This window comes from Dietzia maris (genome assembly GCF_036287335.1).
In the GTDB taxonomy this organism is placed as follows: Bacteria; Actinomycetota; Actinomycetes; order Mycobacteriales; family Mycobacteriaceae; genus Dietzia; species Dietzia cinnamea.
The window spans coordinates 1,382,871-1,397,786 of record NZ_CP143053.1 but is presented as its reverse complement, the minus strand read 5'-3'; the positions used below and the strand labels follow the sequence as shown (position 1 = coordinate 1,397,786).

At 73.0% G+C, this 14,916-nt stretch carries 13 protein-coding genes; 1 reads left to right on the top strand and 12 read right to left on the bottom strand.

All coding sequences use genetic code 11. From position 1 onward, the window contains the following. Window positions 1–22 precede the first annotated feature (22 nt). Complete coding sequence (locus tag VYL96_RS06370; RefSeq protein WP_131886043.1) at window positions 23–514, bottom strand: WKL family lipoprotein; 492 nt, start codon at window positions 512–514, stop codon at window positions 23–25. 162 nt (window positions 515–676) lie between these two features. Between VYL96_RS06370 and VYL96_RS06365 the strand changes: the two genes are divergently transcribed. Beyond that, window positions 677–1,762, top strand: a complete 1,086-nt coding sequence (locus tag VYL96_RS06365) for an asparaginase (protein ID WP_243699737.1) — start codon at window positions 677–679, stop codon at window positions 1,760–1,762. Window positions 1,763–1,959: 197 nt separating this feature from the next. On the opposite strand, the gene VYL96_RS06360 is transcribed toward VYL96_RS06365, so the two are convergent. From VYL96_RS06360 to murC, 11 genes are all read right to left on the bottom strand, one after another. Next, window positions 1,960–3,420, bottom strand: coding sequence for a DNA polymerase IV (locus VYL96_RS06360; RefSeq protein WP_131886044.1), 1,461 nt, complete (start codon window positions 3,418–3,420; stop codon window positions 1,960–1,962). Between the two features lie 52 nt (window positions 3,421–3,472). After that, window positions 3,473–6,697, bottom strand: a complete 3,225-nt coding sequence (gene ileS, locus VYL96_RS06355) for an isoleucine--tRNA ligase (RefSeq protein WP_243699738.1) — start codon at window positions 6,695–6,697, stop codon at window positions 3,473–3,475. Window positions 6,698–6,980: 283 nt separating this feature from the next. Continuing rightward, window positions 6,981–7,193: a hypothetical protein gene (locus tag VYL96_RS06350; RefSeq protein WP_131886045.1), complete on the bottom strand. Its 213-nt coding sequence runs from the start codon at window positions 7,191–7,193 to the stop codon at window positions 6,981–6,983. 154 nt (window positions 7,194–7,347) lie between these two features. Beyond that, a complete protein-coding gene (locus VYL96_RS06345) occupies window positions 7,348–8,304 on the bottom strand; it encodes a DivIVA domain-containing protein (protein ID WP_131886046.1) in 957 nt (318 codons plus the stop codon). Window positions 8,305–8,482: 178 nt separating this feature from the next. Continuing rightward, window positions 8,483–8,770 (bottom strand): YggT family protein, encoded by a 288-nt coding sequence (locus VYL96_RS06340; RefSeq protein ID WP_007631036.1) that lies wholly within the window; start codon window positions 8,768–8,770, stop codon window positions 8,483–8,485. A gap of 70 nt (window positions 8,771–8,840) precedes the next feature. After that, entirely contained in the window at window positions 8,841–9,533 is a 693-nt protein-coding gene (locus VYL96_RS06335; RefSeq protein WP_131886047.1) for a cell division protein SepF, read from the bottom strand. 77 nt (window positions 9,534–9,610) lie between these two features. After that, window positions 9,611–10,339 (bottom strand): YggS family pyridoxal phosphate-dependent enzyme, encoded by a 729-nt coding sequence (locus VYL96_RS06330; protein ID WP_131886048.1) that lies wholly within the window; start codon window positions 10,337–10,339, stop codon window positions 9,611–9,613. A 47-nt stretch (window positions 10,340–10,386) separates the two neighbouring features. Further along, complete coding sequence (pgeF, locus tag VYL96_RS06325; protein ID WP_165928506.1) at window positions 10,387–11,109, bottom strand: peptidoglycan editing factor PgeF; 723 nt, start codon at window positions 11,107–11,109, stop codon at window positions 10,387–10,389. Window positions 11,110–11,120: 11 nt separating this feature from the next. After that, complete coding sequence (gene ftsZ / locus VYL96_RS06320; RefSeq protein WP_131886049.1) at window positions 11,121–12,329, bottom strand: cell division protein FtsZ; 1,209 nt, start codon at window positions 12,327–12,329, stop codon at window positions 11,121–11,123. Between the two features lie 245 nt (window positions 12,330–12,574). Next, window positions 12,575–13,492, bottom strand: coding sequence for a cell division protein FtsQ/DivIB (locus VYL96_RS06315; RefSeq protein WP_131886050.1), 918 nt, complete (start codon window positions 13,490–13,492; stop codon window positions 12,575–12,577). Between the two features lie 13 nt (window positions 13,493–13,505). After that, window positions 13,506–14,912 (bottom strand): UDP-N-acetylmuramate--L-alanine ligase, encoded by a 1,407-nt coding sequence (murC, locus tag VYL96_RS06310; RefSeq protein ID WP_329440103.1) that lies wholly within the window; start codon window positions 14,910–14,912, stop codon window positions 13,506–13,508. Window positions 14,913–14,916: the final 4 nt, after the last annotated feature.

The following is a 14,916-nucleotide window of genomic DNA, read 5'->3' as shown; positions in this document are numbered from 1 at the left end:
CGGCGGCCGGCGGTCGCCCGGATCAGGCCTCGGCGCAGGTGGCCGGCAGCTGGAGCCCGGCGTTGGTGATCAGCGCGCAGGCGAAGGACTTCTGCAGCTGCCACTGGCCGTTCTGGTTGATGAACTGCGCCTGGACGTTGATGTCCTCCTGGCCCGGCTGGGTGATCACCGCGTTGGCGATGAGCGTGCCCGGGATGTCGCCCTCCGCCACGCCGGTGATCGTCACGCCGGCGCCCTGCTCGGCCTTGAGGGCGGCGATCTGGTCGAAAATCTCGGGCGCCTCGGCACCCCCCTCGACGAGGTCGACCTTCTCCTCCACCGGAACGGCGGGATCGGACGCCCGGTCGAGGAGCCCGGTCAGCTCCGCGGCGGTGGGCACGGTGGCGGTCTCCTGCGCGCTCGTGGTGGGCGCGGGTGCGGTCTCGCGCTCATCGCCTCCACCCCCACAGGCGGCGAGGCCACCCATGGCGAAAGCGGACAGGGAGAGAGCGGCGATGGTCCGTCGAAGACTCACGCGGGGTCCTTTCGTCGAGATGTGGGGCACCGGGCATCCGGCGCCGAGCCGGTCCCGGCTCCGGGCCGTGTCACCGGCCCAACGAACACTGGTCGGCCATTGTTCCATCGTCGGCGGCCCGGGTGTTTGACGACGAGCCGCCCGCACAGCACTGTGGACCGGGTGACCAGCGCCCAGACCAGCACCGATACCCCCCACATCGTGATCTGCACCACCGGCGGCACGATCACCGCCTCCACGACGCCCGAGGGCGCGGTGGTGGCCGGGGACTCCGATCCGGCCACGGCGGCGATGCTCGACGAGCTGCGGGCCGTGCTGCCCGGCGAGATCCGGGTGAGCGCCCGCGCCGTCCTCGACGCCGACTCCTCCACCTTCGGACCCGCCGAGTGGGACCTGATCGTCGACACCGTCGCGGACGTCCTGGTCGATCCGGAGGTCTCCGGGGTGGTCGTGACCCACGGGACGGACACCCTCGAGGAGACCGCCATCGCGCTGGACCTGCATCACGCGGACCCGCGGCCCGTGGCGCTCACGGGCGCGCAGCGTGCCGCCGACCACCCCGAGGCCGACGGGCCCGCGAACCTGCTCGACGCGGTGCTGTTGGCCGCCGACCCGGTCTCCCGCAATCTGGGGGTGCTGGTGGTGCTCGGGCGGTCGATCCTTCAGGCCCGCGGGGTGCGCAAGTGGCACACGACCGATCCCGTCGCCTTCGCCCGAAACTCCCCCGAGCACCCGGTGGAGGACCTGCCGCCGGAGCTCGAGCGCCCCACGCTGACCGGGCGGGCCCGGTTCGCCGACACCCGGGTGGACGTGGTCGCCTGCCCGCCGGGCTCCGACGCCGCGGCGGTGAACGCCTGCGTCGACGCCCGCGCGCGCGGGCTGGTCCTGGAGGGTTCGGGGTCGGGCAACCTCCCGCCCCTGGTCGCCGACGCGGTGGCCCGGCTCGCCGAGGACCGGCCCGACATCGTGGTGGTGGCCTCCAGCCGGGTGCCGCGGGGCGAGGTGACCGCGACGTACGGCGGCCGGGGCGGCGGTGCCGAGCTCGCGGCCCGCGGGGTGCTCTCCGCCGGCTACCTGCGCTCGGGGCAGGCCCGTGTCCTGCTGGCCGCTCTCCTGTCCGTCGCGGAGGGGGCGGAGGTCGACGTGGACGCTGATGCCGCCGCCTACGCCGACGCCGACGCCGCCGCCTACGCCGACCCCGCGGCGCGGGTCCGCCGCGAGTGGTCGAGGTTCCACCTCTACAACTGACGAGCAGGCCCCCGGGCAGCCCGGGGAGCCCGAGCGGATACACAGCCGCCCGTCACCATGGCGTCTCGCGCGCACCGCGGTGGGGGCGAGACGCCATCGCCGGGAGCGGCTGCGAACCGGGGCGGGCATTCGCGGGCGCGAGACGCCATCGCCGCGAGCGGCTGCAGCTGGGCCGGGCGGCTGGCGTGCAAGGGGTGTCACCAGCCCAGGGAGTCCAGGGGGTCCGCGGGCTCGAGCGCCGGATCGTCCTCGGCGAAGGTGCGCATCCGGCCCGGCCCGGTCACCGCTGTCTCGAACCGCACAGAGACCCGCCCGTGCCCCGAGCCCTGCACCCAGCCGTGTCCGAACTCCGGGTGACGCACGTCCGCGCCGGTCTCGAACCGCCGGTCCTCGCCCCGACGCCACGCCCCGATCGCCGGGAGTTCCCCCGCGCCCGTTTCCGCGGCAGCCCCCGCGCCCGCGGGCCCCGACCCGGCATCGGCCGGCTCGGACTCCTCCGTGGTCACGGTGGTGCCCACACCGACGATGTCTGGCAGGTCCTCGTCGTCGTCGACCCCCGCCCCCGGCCGCACGCCCAGGGTGAACTCCTGCTCGAACAGCGCGTCCTGGTGGAAGTCCGTCAGGCCCGCCACCCCCACGCCCAGAAGGCGGATCGCACCGAAGTCCACCGGATCCGGCGCCAGGGACCTGGCCACCGCGATGATCGTCTCGAGCGAGGTCGTGCCCTCCGGCAGCGTGTACGAGCGGCTGATCGACGTGAAGTCCGAGCGCTTGACCTTCACCGTCACCGTGCGGGCGGCACGCCCGTCGCGCAGCAGCCGACGGTGCGCGGCCTCCGCCGCCCGTCGTACCGCCGCGGTGACCTGACCGGGCGTGGTCAGGTCGGCGGCGAACGTGCTCTCCGCGCTGATCTGCTTGGCCTCGGCCCGCTCGTGCACCGGCCGGTCGTCGTACCCGCGCGCGATCCGGGCGATCGCCGGGCCCACTGTCCGGCCCAGGGCGTGCGCCACGTCGTCGTCGTCCATCGCGGCCAGGTCGCCGATCGTCGACACCCCGAACTGGGCGAGCCGCTCCCCCGCCACCGGGCCCACGCCCCACAGGCTCCGGACCGGCAGCGGGTGCAGCACCCGTTCGTGATCGCGGCGCGCGACCACCGCGACCCCGTCCGGCTTGGCCAGCTCGGACGCGATCTTGGCGTACTGCTTGCCCGCCCCCGCACCGACCGAGGCCGGCAGCCCCGTGGCCTCGCGGATCGCCGCCCGCAGATCCTGCGCCCAGCGCCGGGTGCGGTCCACGTCCGCTCCCCGCAGCTCGGGCGGCTCGAGGAACGCCTCGTCCACGGACACCTGCTCGACCACCGGCGCGTGCTCGGCGAACACCTCGAACACCCGGCGGCTCAGCGCGCGGTACACCGGCATCCGCGGCGAGACGAACACCGCCGACGGGCCGACGAGCCGCCGGGCCTGGTGCGACGGCATCGCCGACCTCGCCCCGAACGCCCGCGCCTCGTACGAGCATCCCGCCACCACACCGCGGCCGCCCTGCCCGCCCACGAGCACCGGCCGACCCCGCAGGGTCGGCCGGGTGAGCTGCTCGCAGGAGGCGAAGAACGCGTCCATGTCGACGTGCAGGACCCAGCGGTCCTGCCCGTCGGTCACCGTCGCCTCCGTCGGATCACGATCGCGTCCGTCAGGGTCGGGTCCGGGCCGATCAGACCCGGGCCAGCGTCATCCGGACGCCCTCGGCGAGCTCCACCGCGTCACCGTCGGCCGCGTCCAGGCCGTCGACCACCGCGAAATCGGTCGCCAACACCTCGGCCGCGATGAGCTGCGCATGCCGATCGGCCCACTCCCGGCGATCGGCCGGCACGGCCATCCGCACACGGATGCGGTCGGAGATGTCGAACCCGGCCGCGCGGCGCGCCTCCTGGATCTCGCGGATGCGGTCCTTGGCCCACCCCTCCGCCTCGAGTTCCTCGGTGACCGTCAGATCCAGCACCACGAGGCCGGCGCCGCCGGGCAGCGCGGCAGTCGACTCGGGATCGGAGGCGACGAGGCGGTGCTCGTACTCGCCCTCGTGCAGCTCGATGCCGCCGGCGGTGACCACCCCGTCGACCTCGGTCCAGTCGCCGGTCTTGGCGGCCTTGATGCAGGTCTGGACCTGCTTGCCGAGCCGCGGGCCGGCGGCTCGGGCGTTGACCGCCAGCTCCATCCGGCCGTGCGCGGCCACATCGCTGGTCAGGTGGACCTCACGGACGTTGACCTCGTCGGCGATGATGCCGGTGAACGGCTCCAGCCGCTGCGCGTCCGGCATCGCCACGGTGAGCGAGTTCAGCGGCAGACGCACCCGCAGGTGCTTGGCCTTGCGGATCGAGGACACGGTCGAGCACACGTCGCGCACGGCCTCCATCGCCTCGACCAGCGCGGCGTCGCGCGGCAGCTCGTCCTCTGCCGGCCAGTCCACGAGGTGCACCGACTCCTCGCCGGTGAGCCCGGTCCATACGACCTCGCTCATCAGCGGCAGCAGCGGCGCGGCGAGCCGCATGGTCGTCTCGAGCACCGTGTACAGCGTGTCGAACGCGTCTCGCGAGTCCTGCCCGCTGTCCTCGCCCGCCCAGAACCGGGACCGCGACCGACGCACGTACCAGTTGGTCAGCGCGTCGGCGAACAGACGCAGCTCGTCGCACGCGGCGGCGATGTCCGTGGCGTCCAGGGCCTCGGTCATGGCGTCGCGGGTCGAGGCCAGCCGGGACAGGATGTAGCGGTCCAGCACGTGCTGGGAGTCCGTCCGCCACGTCGCCCGGCGGGAGGCGTACAGCTGGAAGAAGCTGTACGAGTTCCACAGCGGGAGCATGGCCTGGCGGACGCCCTCGCGGATCCCCTGCTCGGTCACCACGAGGTTGCCGCCGCGCAGGATCGGCGAGCTCATGAGGAACCACCGCATGGCGTCCGAGCCGTCGCGGGCGAACACCTCGTTGACGTCCGGGTAGTTGCCCTTGGACTTGCTCATCTTGAGCCCGTCGTTGCCCAGGACGATGCCGTGGGCGGCGACGTGCGTGAACGCCGGGCGGTCGAACAGGGCGGTGGCCAGCACGTGCAGCGTGTAGAACCAGCCGCGGGTCTGCCCGTTGTACTCGACGATGAAGTCGCCCGGGTTGTGGGTCTCGAACCACTCCTTGTTCTCGAAGGGGTAGTGGACCTGCGCGAACGGCATCGACCCGGACTCGAACCAGCAGTCGAAGACGTCGGCGACGCGCCGCATGGTCGACTTGCCCGTCGGGTCGTCCGGGTTGGGTCGGGTCAGTTCGTCGATGTACGGCCGGTGCAGGTCCGTGGGCCGGACGCCGAAGTCCCGCTCGAGCTCGTCCAGCGAGCCGTAGACGTCCACGCGCGGGTAGGCCGGGTCGTCCGACTCCCACACCGGGATGGGCGCGCCCCAGTAGCGGTTGCGGTTGATGTTCCAGTCACGCGCGCCCTCGAGCCACTTGCCGAACTGGCCGTCGCGCACGTGCTCGGGCATCCACGTGATGTGCTCGCGGTTGAGCTCCACCATGCGGTCCCGGAACGCGGAGACCTTGACGAACCACGCGGGCAGCGCCATGTAGATGAGCGGCTGGCCCGAGCGCCACGAGTGCGGGTAGGAGTGCTCGATGGTCTCGTGTCGCAGCAGCCGGCCCGCCGACCGCAGGTCGCGGGAGATGGGGGCGTTGGCGTCGAAGACGAGCTGGCCGGCGTACGGCGGTACCTCCGAGGTGAACTTGCCGTCGGGCCCCACCGGGATGACGAGCTCGATGCCCGCGGCGTCACAGGCCTCCTTGTCCTCCTCACCGAAGGCCGGGGCCAGGTGGACGATGCCGGTACCGGACTCGGTGGAGACGTAGTCGGCCGAGAGCACGACGTGGGAGTTGGGGTGTCCGGCGAAGAAGTCGAACGGCGGGGTGTAGCGCAGGCCCACCAGCTCGGAGCCCTTGACGGTGGTCTCGACCTGGGCGTCGTCACCGAACTCGGCCGCGTAGACGCCGCGGCGCGCCTCGGCCAGCACGAACACGCGGCCGGCGAAGGGCCCCGAGTTGACCCGCACGACCGAGTAGTCGATCTCGGGGTGCACGGCGGCGGCGAGGTTGGACGGCAGGGTCCACGGCGTGGTGGTCCACACGAGGGCCTCGGCCCCGTGGAACGGGCTGTCCTGCGGCGCCTCGAGCGGCAGTCCCACGGTGACGGCCGGGTCCTGGCGCATCTTGTAGGCGTCGTCGAGCCGGGTCTCCTGGTTGGACAACGGTGTCTGCTCGTACCAGGAGTACGGCAGGACGCGGAAGCCCTTGTAGACGAGACCCTTGTCGTAGAGCTGCTTGAAGGCCCACAGGACGGACTCGGTGAAGTCGATGTCGAGGGTCTTGTAGTCGTTGTCGAAATCCACCCAGCGGGCCTGGCGGTGGACGTACTGTTCCCACTCGTCGGTGTACTGCAGCACCGACTTCTCGCACGCGGCGTTGAACTCGGCCAGACCCATCTCGAGGATCTGGGACTTCTCGGTGATCCCGAGCTGCTTCTCGGCCTCGAGTTCGGCCGGCAGTCCGTGGCAGTCCCAGCCGAAGCGGCGTTCCACCTTGTAGCCGCGCATGGTGCGGTAGCGCGGGACGACGTCCTTGACGTAGCCGGTGAGCAGGTGGCCGTAGTGGGGCAGGCCGTTGGCGAAGGGCGGGCCGTCGTAGAAGACGTACTCCTCCGCGTCCGCCCGGTTACGGATGGACTCGCGGAAGGTGTCGCGCTCGTCCCAGCGGGCGAGAACCGTCTCCTCGAGGGCCGGGAACGAGGGGGTCTGTGACGTGGTGCCGCCGGTGAGGTCGACGATCGGGTACGCGCTGCCGGTGGCACCGGCCTCGGCGTCGCCGGACGCCGGGTCGGCGGATTCGCGGTTCACGGGCTCGGTGCTCATGGGGGCGGACTCCTCGCGTACGGGGCCCGCACGAGTTCGCATCCGTGGGGCCGGTCAGGCCTGCGCTCGGGGACGATCCGGCGGCGCCCAGCGCGCTACCGTCCGCGGTACCACCCCGTTTGGCGACGACGTGCGACGCCCACTCGTGGGTCGGGCTGTGACGGGCTCCCCCGTTCGGTTCTACTGAGCGGGTCCCGAAGCGGGGCCGCGCCGTTCTTCCGAGCGCTCCCCGGTGATGGCCGGATCATCGCGCGTCCGGCTCGGGGCCGGACGATGTCCGATATTACCCGTCGGCCCGGACGTCCGCCTCTTCCGAGGGCCCGCGGGTGCGGGTGTCCCGGTCACCGCGCCCCTGGATGAGGTCGATCACCAGCAGCAACAGCCCCAGGGCTCCCACGACGATGCACGCCCAGGCCCACCCGATCTGACCGGTCGCGACCGCGGCGACGAGAAAGCCGAATCCGAGGATCGTCAGTCCGAGCGCGGCGACGAGCATCCGTGCCTCCTGGGGGCGGTGCGTGGTGACAGGGGATGCGCGCGACTCACTGTGGCGCGCACCTCGTGCCGTCGAATATACGTCGGTCCCCGCACCCTGGGCAGGGGCGGGGACCGTTCGCGCCGCGCGGATCGGGCGCGTCACGCGTGAGGGGTCAGTCGGCGCGGTGGCCGCCGTCCTTCTTGGTCGCCTGATCGACGGCGCCACTGGCACCACCGGCGTCGGCGGGGGCCGCCGGGGCGGCGGAGCCCGTCTTGCCGAGTTCGGCGAGCTGGTTCTCGAGGTAGCTGGTGAGGCGGCTGCGGTAGTCCTTCTCGAACGTGCGCAGCTGGTCGATCCGGCTCTCCAGCACACCGCGCTGCTGGTTGATGGTCGCCATGATCTCGGTGTGCTTGCGCTCGGCGTCGGCCTGCAGGGCGTCGGCCTTGGCCTGCGCCTCCTTGACCTGCTGCTCGGAGCGGGCCTGGGCGTCCTTGACGATGCCGTCGGACTTGCTCTTGGCCTCGGCGAGAAGCTTGTCCGCCTCGCGGCGGGCGTCGCCGACCATCTTCTCGGACTGCGCCTTGGCGTCGTTGACCAGCTTCTCGGACTGGGTCCGGGCATCGCCGACCAGGCGGTCCGACTCGCTGCGGGCCTTGGCCATGAGCCCGTCGGACTCCTTCTTGGCCTCGCCGGTCAGACGGTCGGCCATCTCCTGGGCCATGGCCAGGACGCGGGCGGCGCGCAGGTGCGTCTCGTTGTTGGCGGCACCGTCGTCCTCGCGCTTGCCCAGCGACGGGGTCGCGGCGGCGGGAGCAGGGGTGGTGGGCGCGGGCGCCGGGGCGGGAGTCGGCGCGGGGGTGGGCGTCGGGGCCTGCGCGGCTGGGGCGGCGGCACCCGATCCGCCACCGGAGGACTTGCCGGCCTCGTCAGCGGCCTTGCGCGCCTTCTCGAGGTCGCGGGTCAACTCCTCGACCCGCTGCCGGAGATCTTCGTTGTCCGAGACGAGTTCCGCGAGCTCCGTCTCGACCAGGTCCAGGAACTGGTCGACTTCGTCCTCGTTGTAGCCACGCTTGCCGATCGGTGGCTTGGAGAACGCGACGTTGTGCACATCGGCTGGTGTCAACGGCATGGGATACCCCTCGTGGTCGTCTCGGGTGCCGGTCCGGCGTTCTCGCACCGGACCCACGACTTCATTACTACCTTAACGGTGGCCAATCTAGTCACAACCGGCCCGCGCGTCACCAGCGGCCGTGGTCCGGGACGGTGAGCCGGGGCCGCCCTGCCGGCCGCCGCGCGGCCCGGTCGGTCTAGATGAAGGCCAGGATGACGACCCGCAGCACCATGAGGATGATGAAGAGGACCAGGACCGACAGGTCCAGGGAGACCTGACCCAGGCGGACCGGCTTGATGACCTTCCGCAGCGCCTTGACCGGCGGGTCCGTGATGGTGAACAGCCATTCCAGCACCACCGCGAGGACACCCTTCGGGGTCCAGCTGCGGGAGAACGAGGCGATCATCTCCACCACGATCCGGCCCAGCAGCAGGAACCAGAAGACCTCGATCACGTAATAGAGGACCAGCAGAATCAACGTCACGCTTCAACCCTACTGTCCCGGGCCGTCGCGGCGCCCGAGGGCACCCTATGCGCGCCGACGGGCCGGCCGGTCAGCGGCGGAAGGCGCCGTTGACGGCGTCGCGGACCTCGGCCTCGGTGAGGTCCATGCCGGCGGGCTGCAGGAGGAAGGTGCGCTCGCGGTCGGCGACCTTCTCCATGCGGCCGTCGAGGCCGAAGACGAGGCCGGCGGCGAAGTCGACCATGCGTCGGGCGTCGCCGGACGCCATCGTGGACAGGTCCAGGACGACCGCGCGTCCGGCGCGGAAATGCTCGCCGAGGCTCTTGCCGTCACCGAAGCCGCGGGGCCGCTCGACGACGGTCTCGGGCACGGTGACGACCCCGTCCTCGACGAAGTCCTCCTCCGGCGCGAGGGCGACGGCACCGCGGGTGGCGGGCACACCGCGGAGGTTGGCGCGCGCGCCGGCCTCGGCCGCGTGGTAGCGGCGGGGGCGCGGAGCCGGCTCCTCGACGGGCGCACGGCGGGCGGCGGCACGCTCGTCGACGGGGTCGAGGTCGGCGACGCGGGAGCGGGGCGCGGGCTCGTCGAGGTACCGGTCGGCGGCGTAGCCGTAGTCGTCCCGGCGGTCGCGGGCGACCGGACCGAGGTCGTCCGTGTCGTGCATTCCGCGACCGACGCGCGCGTCGTGGTGGACGGGGCGGTCGTAGTCGTCCAGGTACTCGTCCTCGTACGCCGCGACGGGCGCCATTCCGAAGTACTCCTTGAACCGGGCGATTGCGCTCATCTTCCGGGACCTTCCTGGTAACGGGGTCGTCGCGGGCGTGTGTTCTTCGCGGGCGGGTGTCCCCGCGAGGCTGGATCTCAAACTACTGGTCGGGGGCCGAGGATCGCCGTTCCGACACGCACGCAGGTGGAACCTGCCGCGATCGCCTCCTCGATGTCCCCGGACATGCCCGCGGAGAACTCGACGGCGTCGGGGTGCCGGCGCCGCAGGTCGGCGGCGACGCCGGCGGCGTCGGCGAAGTGGGCGGCGGGATCGCCGGAGAGCGGGGGCACCACCATGAGGCCGGCCAGACGGAGGTGCCCGAGTCCGGCGACGTGATCGGCGAGGGCCGGCAGGTCCTCGAGGGTGACCCCACCGCGCGAGGTGTCGCCGTCGAGGCTCAGCTGGAGCAGGACGGGCAAGGGCGTGACGCCGTCGCGCTCGTCGGCGGCGCGGGCGCGGCCGCGCTCGAGCCCGTTCGCGACCTTCACGGAGTCCACCGAGTGGACCCGGTCGGCCCACCCGGCCACGGCGGCGGCCTTGTTGGACTGGATGTGCCCGACCATGTTCCACCGCACGGACGCCGCCAGCTCGGCGTCGGCGGCGGTCAGGTCGTCGACCTTGGCCGCCGCCTCCTGCACCCGGTTCTCGCCGACGTCGCGCACCCCGAGGCGGGCGAGGTGGACGACGTCGGTGACGGGATGGAACTTGGTGACGACGACGAGGTCGACCTCGTCGGTCCGGCCCGCCGCCGCCCGCGCCGCGTCCATGCGTTCGCGGGTCTCGGCCAGCCGCGCGGCGAGTTCTGTGGCCCTGGTGTCGGTCATGTCCGCCCTTTCGTCTCCCGGTCCGGCGGGTCGGCCGGCCCGGCCTGCTACACCTGCCGCCAGATCACGCTGGCCTGGCGCCCGGTCCGCCCCTGTCGACGATAGGAGAACAGGGACTGCTCGGCGATCGTGCAGCGGGGGTCGGAGTCGACGCGCGTCACGCCCAGCCCGGCGAGCTGGCGGGTGATGCCCTTGCGCAGGTCGACGCCCGCCGTTCCGGCGACGGTCCGGGTGCGACTGCCGGGCAGAGCCGCCTCGACCTCGTCGGCCAGGTCGTCGGGCAGCTCGTAGTGCTCCCCGGCCGCCGCCGGACCGAGGAGCACGGTGATGCGCTCCGGACGCGCCCCGAGCGAGGTCATCGCGCCGATGAGGTCGGGGACGATCCCGCCGACCGCGCCGACGCGTCCGGCGTGCACGGCCCCGATCACGCCGGCCTGCTCGTCCGCGGCGAGCACCGGGACGCAGTCGGCGGTGAGCACCGCCAGCGCGAGGCCGGGCCGGTCGGTCACGAGTCCGTCCGTGGCGGGGACGGGCCCGCCGGTCGGCCTGGTGACGCGGGCGATCCGGGTGCCGTGGACCTGGTCCATCCACACGATGTCGGTCGCGGGCAGGCCGAGCCGGCGGGCGAGCCGCGCGCGGTTGGCGGCCACGGCGGCGGGGGCGTCACCGACGTGGTCGCCGAGGTTGAACGAGTCGAAGTCTCCGGTCGACGCGCCGCCGCGGCGGTCGGTGACCACCCGGCGGACGCGCCCCGTGGCGTTGGGTGTCACGGGGCGCCGCGTCAGTGCCGCATGAAGGGCGGGACGTCGATGTCGTCGTCCTCGTCGCGGCGACGGGACGACGACGAGGACGAGCCCGTCGAGCTCGCGGACGACCCGCCGGAGCCCGAGTAGGCCGACTCCTCGCGACCGCGACCGCCGAGGGGCGTCGATCCGAGCTCCGAGGCCCCGCCGGTGTCGCCGGAGGCGCCGGGGACCGACTCGTCGTCGTCGAGGTGGTGGCGGCCGCGGCGAGGCTGGGCCGCTCCGGCCGTGACCGGTCGGGACCCGCCCTCGAACCCGGCGGCGATGACGGTCACGCGGACCTCGTCGCCGAGGGAGTCGTCGACGACCGTGCCGAAGATGATGTTGGCGTCGGGGTGCGCCTCCTCCTGCACGAGGGAGGCGGCCTCGTTGATCTCGAACAGGCCCAGGTCGCTGCCACCGGCGATGGACATGAGCACGCCCTTGGCGCCCTCCATCGTGGTCTCGAGCAGCGGCGAGTTGATCGCGGCCTCGGCGGCCTTGAACGCACGGCCCTCCCCGCGGGAGGAGCCGATGCCCATGAGCGCGCTGCCGGCGCCGGACATGACGCCCTTGACGTCGGCGAAGTCGACGTTGATGACGCCGGGAGTGGTGATGAGGTCGGTGATGCCCTGCACGCCGTTGAGCAGCACCTCGTCGGCGGTCTTGAACGCCTCCATCATCGACACCCCCGCGTCGCCCAGCTGCAGGAGGCGGTCGTTGGGGATCACGATGAGCGTGTCGCAGGCCTCGCGCAGGGCGTCGATGCCGGCGTCGGCCTGGCCGCCGCGGCGCTTGCCCTCGAACGAGAACGGGCGCGTGACCACGCCCACCGTGAGGGCGCCGAGCTTGCGGGCGATGGCCGCAACGACGGGCGCGCCGCCGGTGCCGGTGCCGCCGCCCTCGCCGGCGGTGACGAAGACCATGTCGGCGCCCTTGAGCACCTCCTCGATCTCGTCCTTGTGGTCCTCGGCGGCCTTACGGCCCACCTCGGGGTCGGCGCCCGCGCCGAGTCCGCGGGTGAGCTCGCGGCCCACGTCGAGCTTGACGTCGGCGTCGGACATGAGGAGGGCCTGCGCGTCGGTGTTCACGGCGATGAACTCGACGCCCTTGAGCCCCTCGTCGATCATCCGGTTGACCGCGTTCACGCCGCCGCCGCCGATGCCGACGACCTTGATGACTGCGAGGTAGTTGTGGGGTGAGCTCATCGAGGCCCGGCCTTCCTATGGGGGTGTCGTGCTCGGTTGCGTGCTGTCTCGACGAAACGTTCCGTGGACCCTGAAGTCTCACCCTCTAGTTGAGGGTTAAACTTGCTGGTCAGAGGCGGTTTCTGCCGTCGGAACACCACGGTAGGGCTACCGGCCCCGCGCGTCCACGAGGCTCGCGGGCGTGTCGTGCGTACCGGGTTGTCGAGCGTGCTCCACCGAGGCGCGGACGCGGCGCCGGCGGGGCTCTAGCGGGACGTCGGCAGGGCCGGGTTGGACACGTTCCAGGTCTGCCCCGGCTGCTCGAGCACCATCTGCAACGCCACGGCCTTCTCCCGGTCGCGGCCGGCCGCTCCCCACTCGACGATGCGCCCGTCGGCGAGGGTGAGCACGATCGACGCGCGGGTGTCGACCTCCACGGCGGTGATCTCCTGGCCGGCCGTACCGCGCACCTCGGCGAACACCGTCGCTAGGTCGCGCACGACCGCCGGCAGCTCACCGCGGGCGTCCTCCCCCACCGTGAGCACCGGCGTCCCGAGCGGGACCTCCCCCGGGCCGAAGTCGATGCCCTGGGCGTCCACGAGATGCTGCTCGCCGTCGACCTCCACCACCACGAGTGCGGTGCGCTCGACGAGCTCGATCCGCAGCCCCGACGGGTAGTCCCGCTTGACCGTCACCTGGTCCACGCGCGGGATGCCCGCCACGCGCCGGGCGACCGCGTGGGTGTCGACCTGGAGCAGCGGCGTTCCCGGCGCGACCGCCGCGCGCTCGGTGACGACCTCCGCGGGGATCGTCCGGGTGCCCTCGACGCTCACCTCACGGACGGCGAACACCGGGAGGAAGTACAGCGCGATGTAGCCGAGCAGCACCACGACCAATGCGATGCCCAGCCCGGCGTAGATCCGGTTGGTCCGCCGGCGGCGGCGCCGCAGGCGTGCGCGCACCGCCGGGTCGGAGTGACGGACCCGCTCGTCGGAGCGACGCAGGTCGGCCGCGGCCCGCCGGCGGTCCGGGTCGTCGGTGGGCGGGGTGTCCCACGCCGTCACCTCGGTGGACGCCTCGGTGGGCGGTGGCCCGGGGTCGGGCCCCGGTCGCTCCGCGGCGGGGTCGACGTCCGGCGCACCGGGGACGTCGTGCTCCTCGGGGAGGTCGGGCTCGTCGGTCACCGCGCGGCCCTCCTCACGGCTCCCCGCCGGCGACGATCCGCGGGCCGAGAGTGGTGATGTCGCCGGCGCCGAGGGTGAACACGACGTCGCCGGGCCGCAGGATCCCGGTGACCGTCGTCAGCGCGCTGTCGAGGTCGGGCACGTGGTGGACGGCCGCGGTGACGTTCCGGGCGATCAGTCCGCCGTCGACGCCGGGCTCGGGTCGCTCGCGCGCGCCGTAGACGTCGAGGACCACCACCTCGTCGGCGAGCGACAGTGCGCGGCCGAACTCCTCGGCGAAGATCCTCGTGCGCGAGTACAGGTGGGGCTGGAAGACGGCGACGAGCCGACCCCCGTCCGCCTCGACGATCTCCCGCGCGGCGCCGAGCACCGCGGCGACCTCCGTGGGGTGGTGGGCGTAGTCGTCGTAGACGCGCGCCCGCCCCTCGCCGACCACGGCCTCGCCCTTGGGCTCGAAGCGTCGTCCGACGCCGCCGAACCCGGACAGGCCGGCGAGGAACCCGTCCGCGTCGAAGCCGCCCGCCTCGGCCACCTCGCGGGCGGCGAGCAGGGCGGCGAGGGCGTTGAGCGCCATGTGCTCGCCCGGGGTGCCCACGTGCAGGTCGCCGTGCGACCCGCCGTCGAGGGTGAGCCGGGCCCGCGTGCCGTCGGAGTCGACGGTGATCCCCGCGAGCTCCCCCGCCACCGGCAGGTCGGTCGTCGGGCCGTCGGCGGTGCGGTACCCCACCACGCGGACGCCCGCGGCCGCGGCCCGACGCGCGCGCTCGGCCGCGCCCTCGTCATCGACGCACACCACGAGCGCGCCGGTGTCGGGGATGCGGGCGAGGAAGGTGTCGAAGACCTCGTAGTACGCCTCGGCGGTGCCGAAGTGGTCGAGGTGGTCGGGTTCGGCGTTGGTGAGGATCACGACGTCGGGCTCGTAGTGCACGAGGGAGCCGTCGGACTCGTCGGCCTCGGCCACGAACACGGGGTCGGCGCCGCCGCGAGCGTTGGTCCCGAACTGCAGGACGGTGCCGCCCACCGCGAAGGACGGGTCGGACCCGGCGGAGAGCATGCCCGCGATCAGCATCGAGGTGGTGGAGGTCTTGCCGTGGGTGCCGCACACCATGATCGAGCGGCCCGCCCGGGCGAGGTGCCCGAGCACGTGCGATCTGGTGACGACCGGGACGCCCGCGGCCCGCGCCGCGACGAGCTCGGGGTTGTCGGCGGGGATCGCCGCCTTGGACACCACGACGATCTGCGGGGGCGAGCCGAGGGCCTCGAGGGCGTCGGCGTGGTGGCCGACGCGCACGACGGCGCCGCGGTCGGCCAGCGCGCGCAGGTCGGCCGAGTCGCGGGCGTCGCTGCCGGAGACCCCCACGCCCTGGTCGAGCAGGATCCGCGCGACGCCGGACATGCCGGCGCCGCCGATCCCGATCATGTGG

Coding starts and splice junctions, on each gene's coding strand:
- ileS (WP_243699738.1), bottom strand. CDS start 6,697: ATGAGCACCGAGCCCGTGAACCGCGAATCCGCCGACCCGGCGTCCGGC.
- VYL96_RS06350 (WP_131886045.1), bottom strand. CDS start 7,193: ATGCTCGTCGCCGCGCTCGGACTGACGATCCTCGGATTCGGCTTTCTC.
- VYL96_RS06345 (WP_131886046.1), bottom strand. CDS start 8,304: ATGCCGTTGACACCAGCCGATGTGCACAACGTCGCGTTCTCCAAGCCA.
- VYL96_RS06335 (WP_131886047.1), bottom strand. CDS start 9,533: ATGAGCGCAATCGCCCGGTTCAAGGAGTACTTCGGAATGGCGCCCGTC.
- VYL96_RS06330 (WP_131886048.1), bottom strand. CDS start 10,339: ATGACCGACACCAGGGCCACAGAACTCGCCGCGCGGCTGGCCGAGACC.
- ftsZ (WP_131886049.1), bottom strand. CDS start 12,329: ATGAGCTCACCCCACAACTACCTCGCAGTCATCAAGGTCGTCGGCATC.
- murC (WP_329440103.1), bottom strand. CDS start 14,912: ATGATCGGGATCGGCGGCGCCGGCATGTCCGGCGTCGCGCGGATCCTG.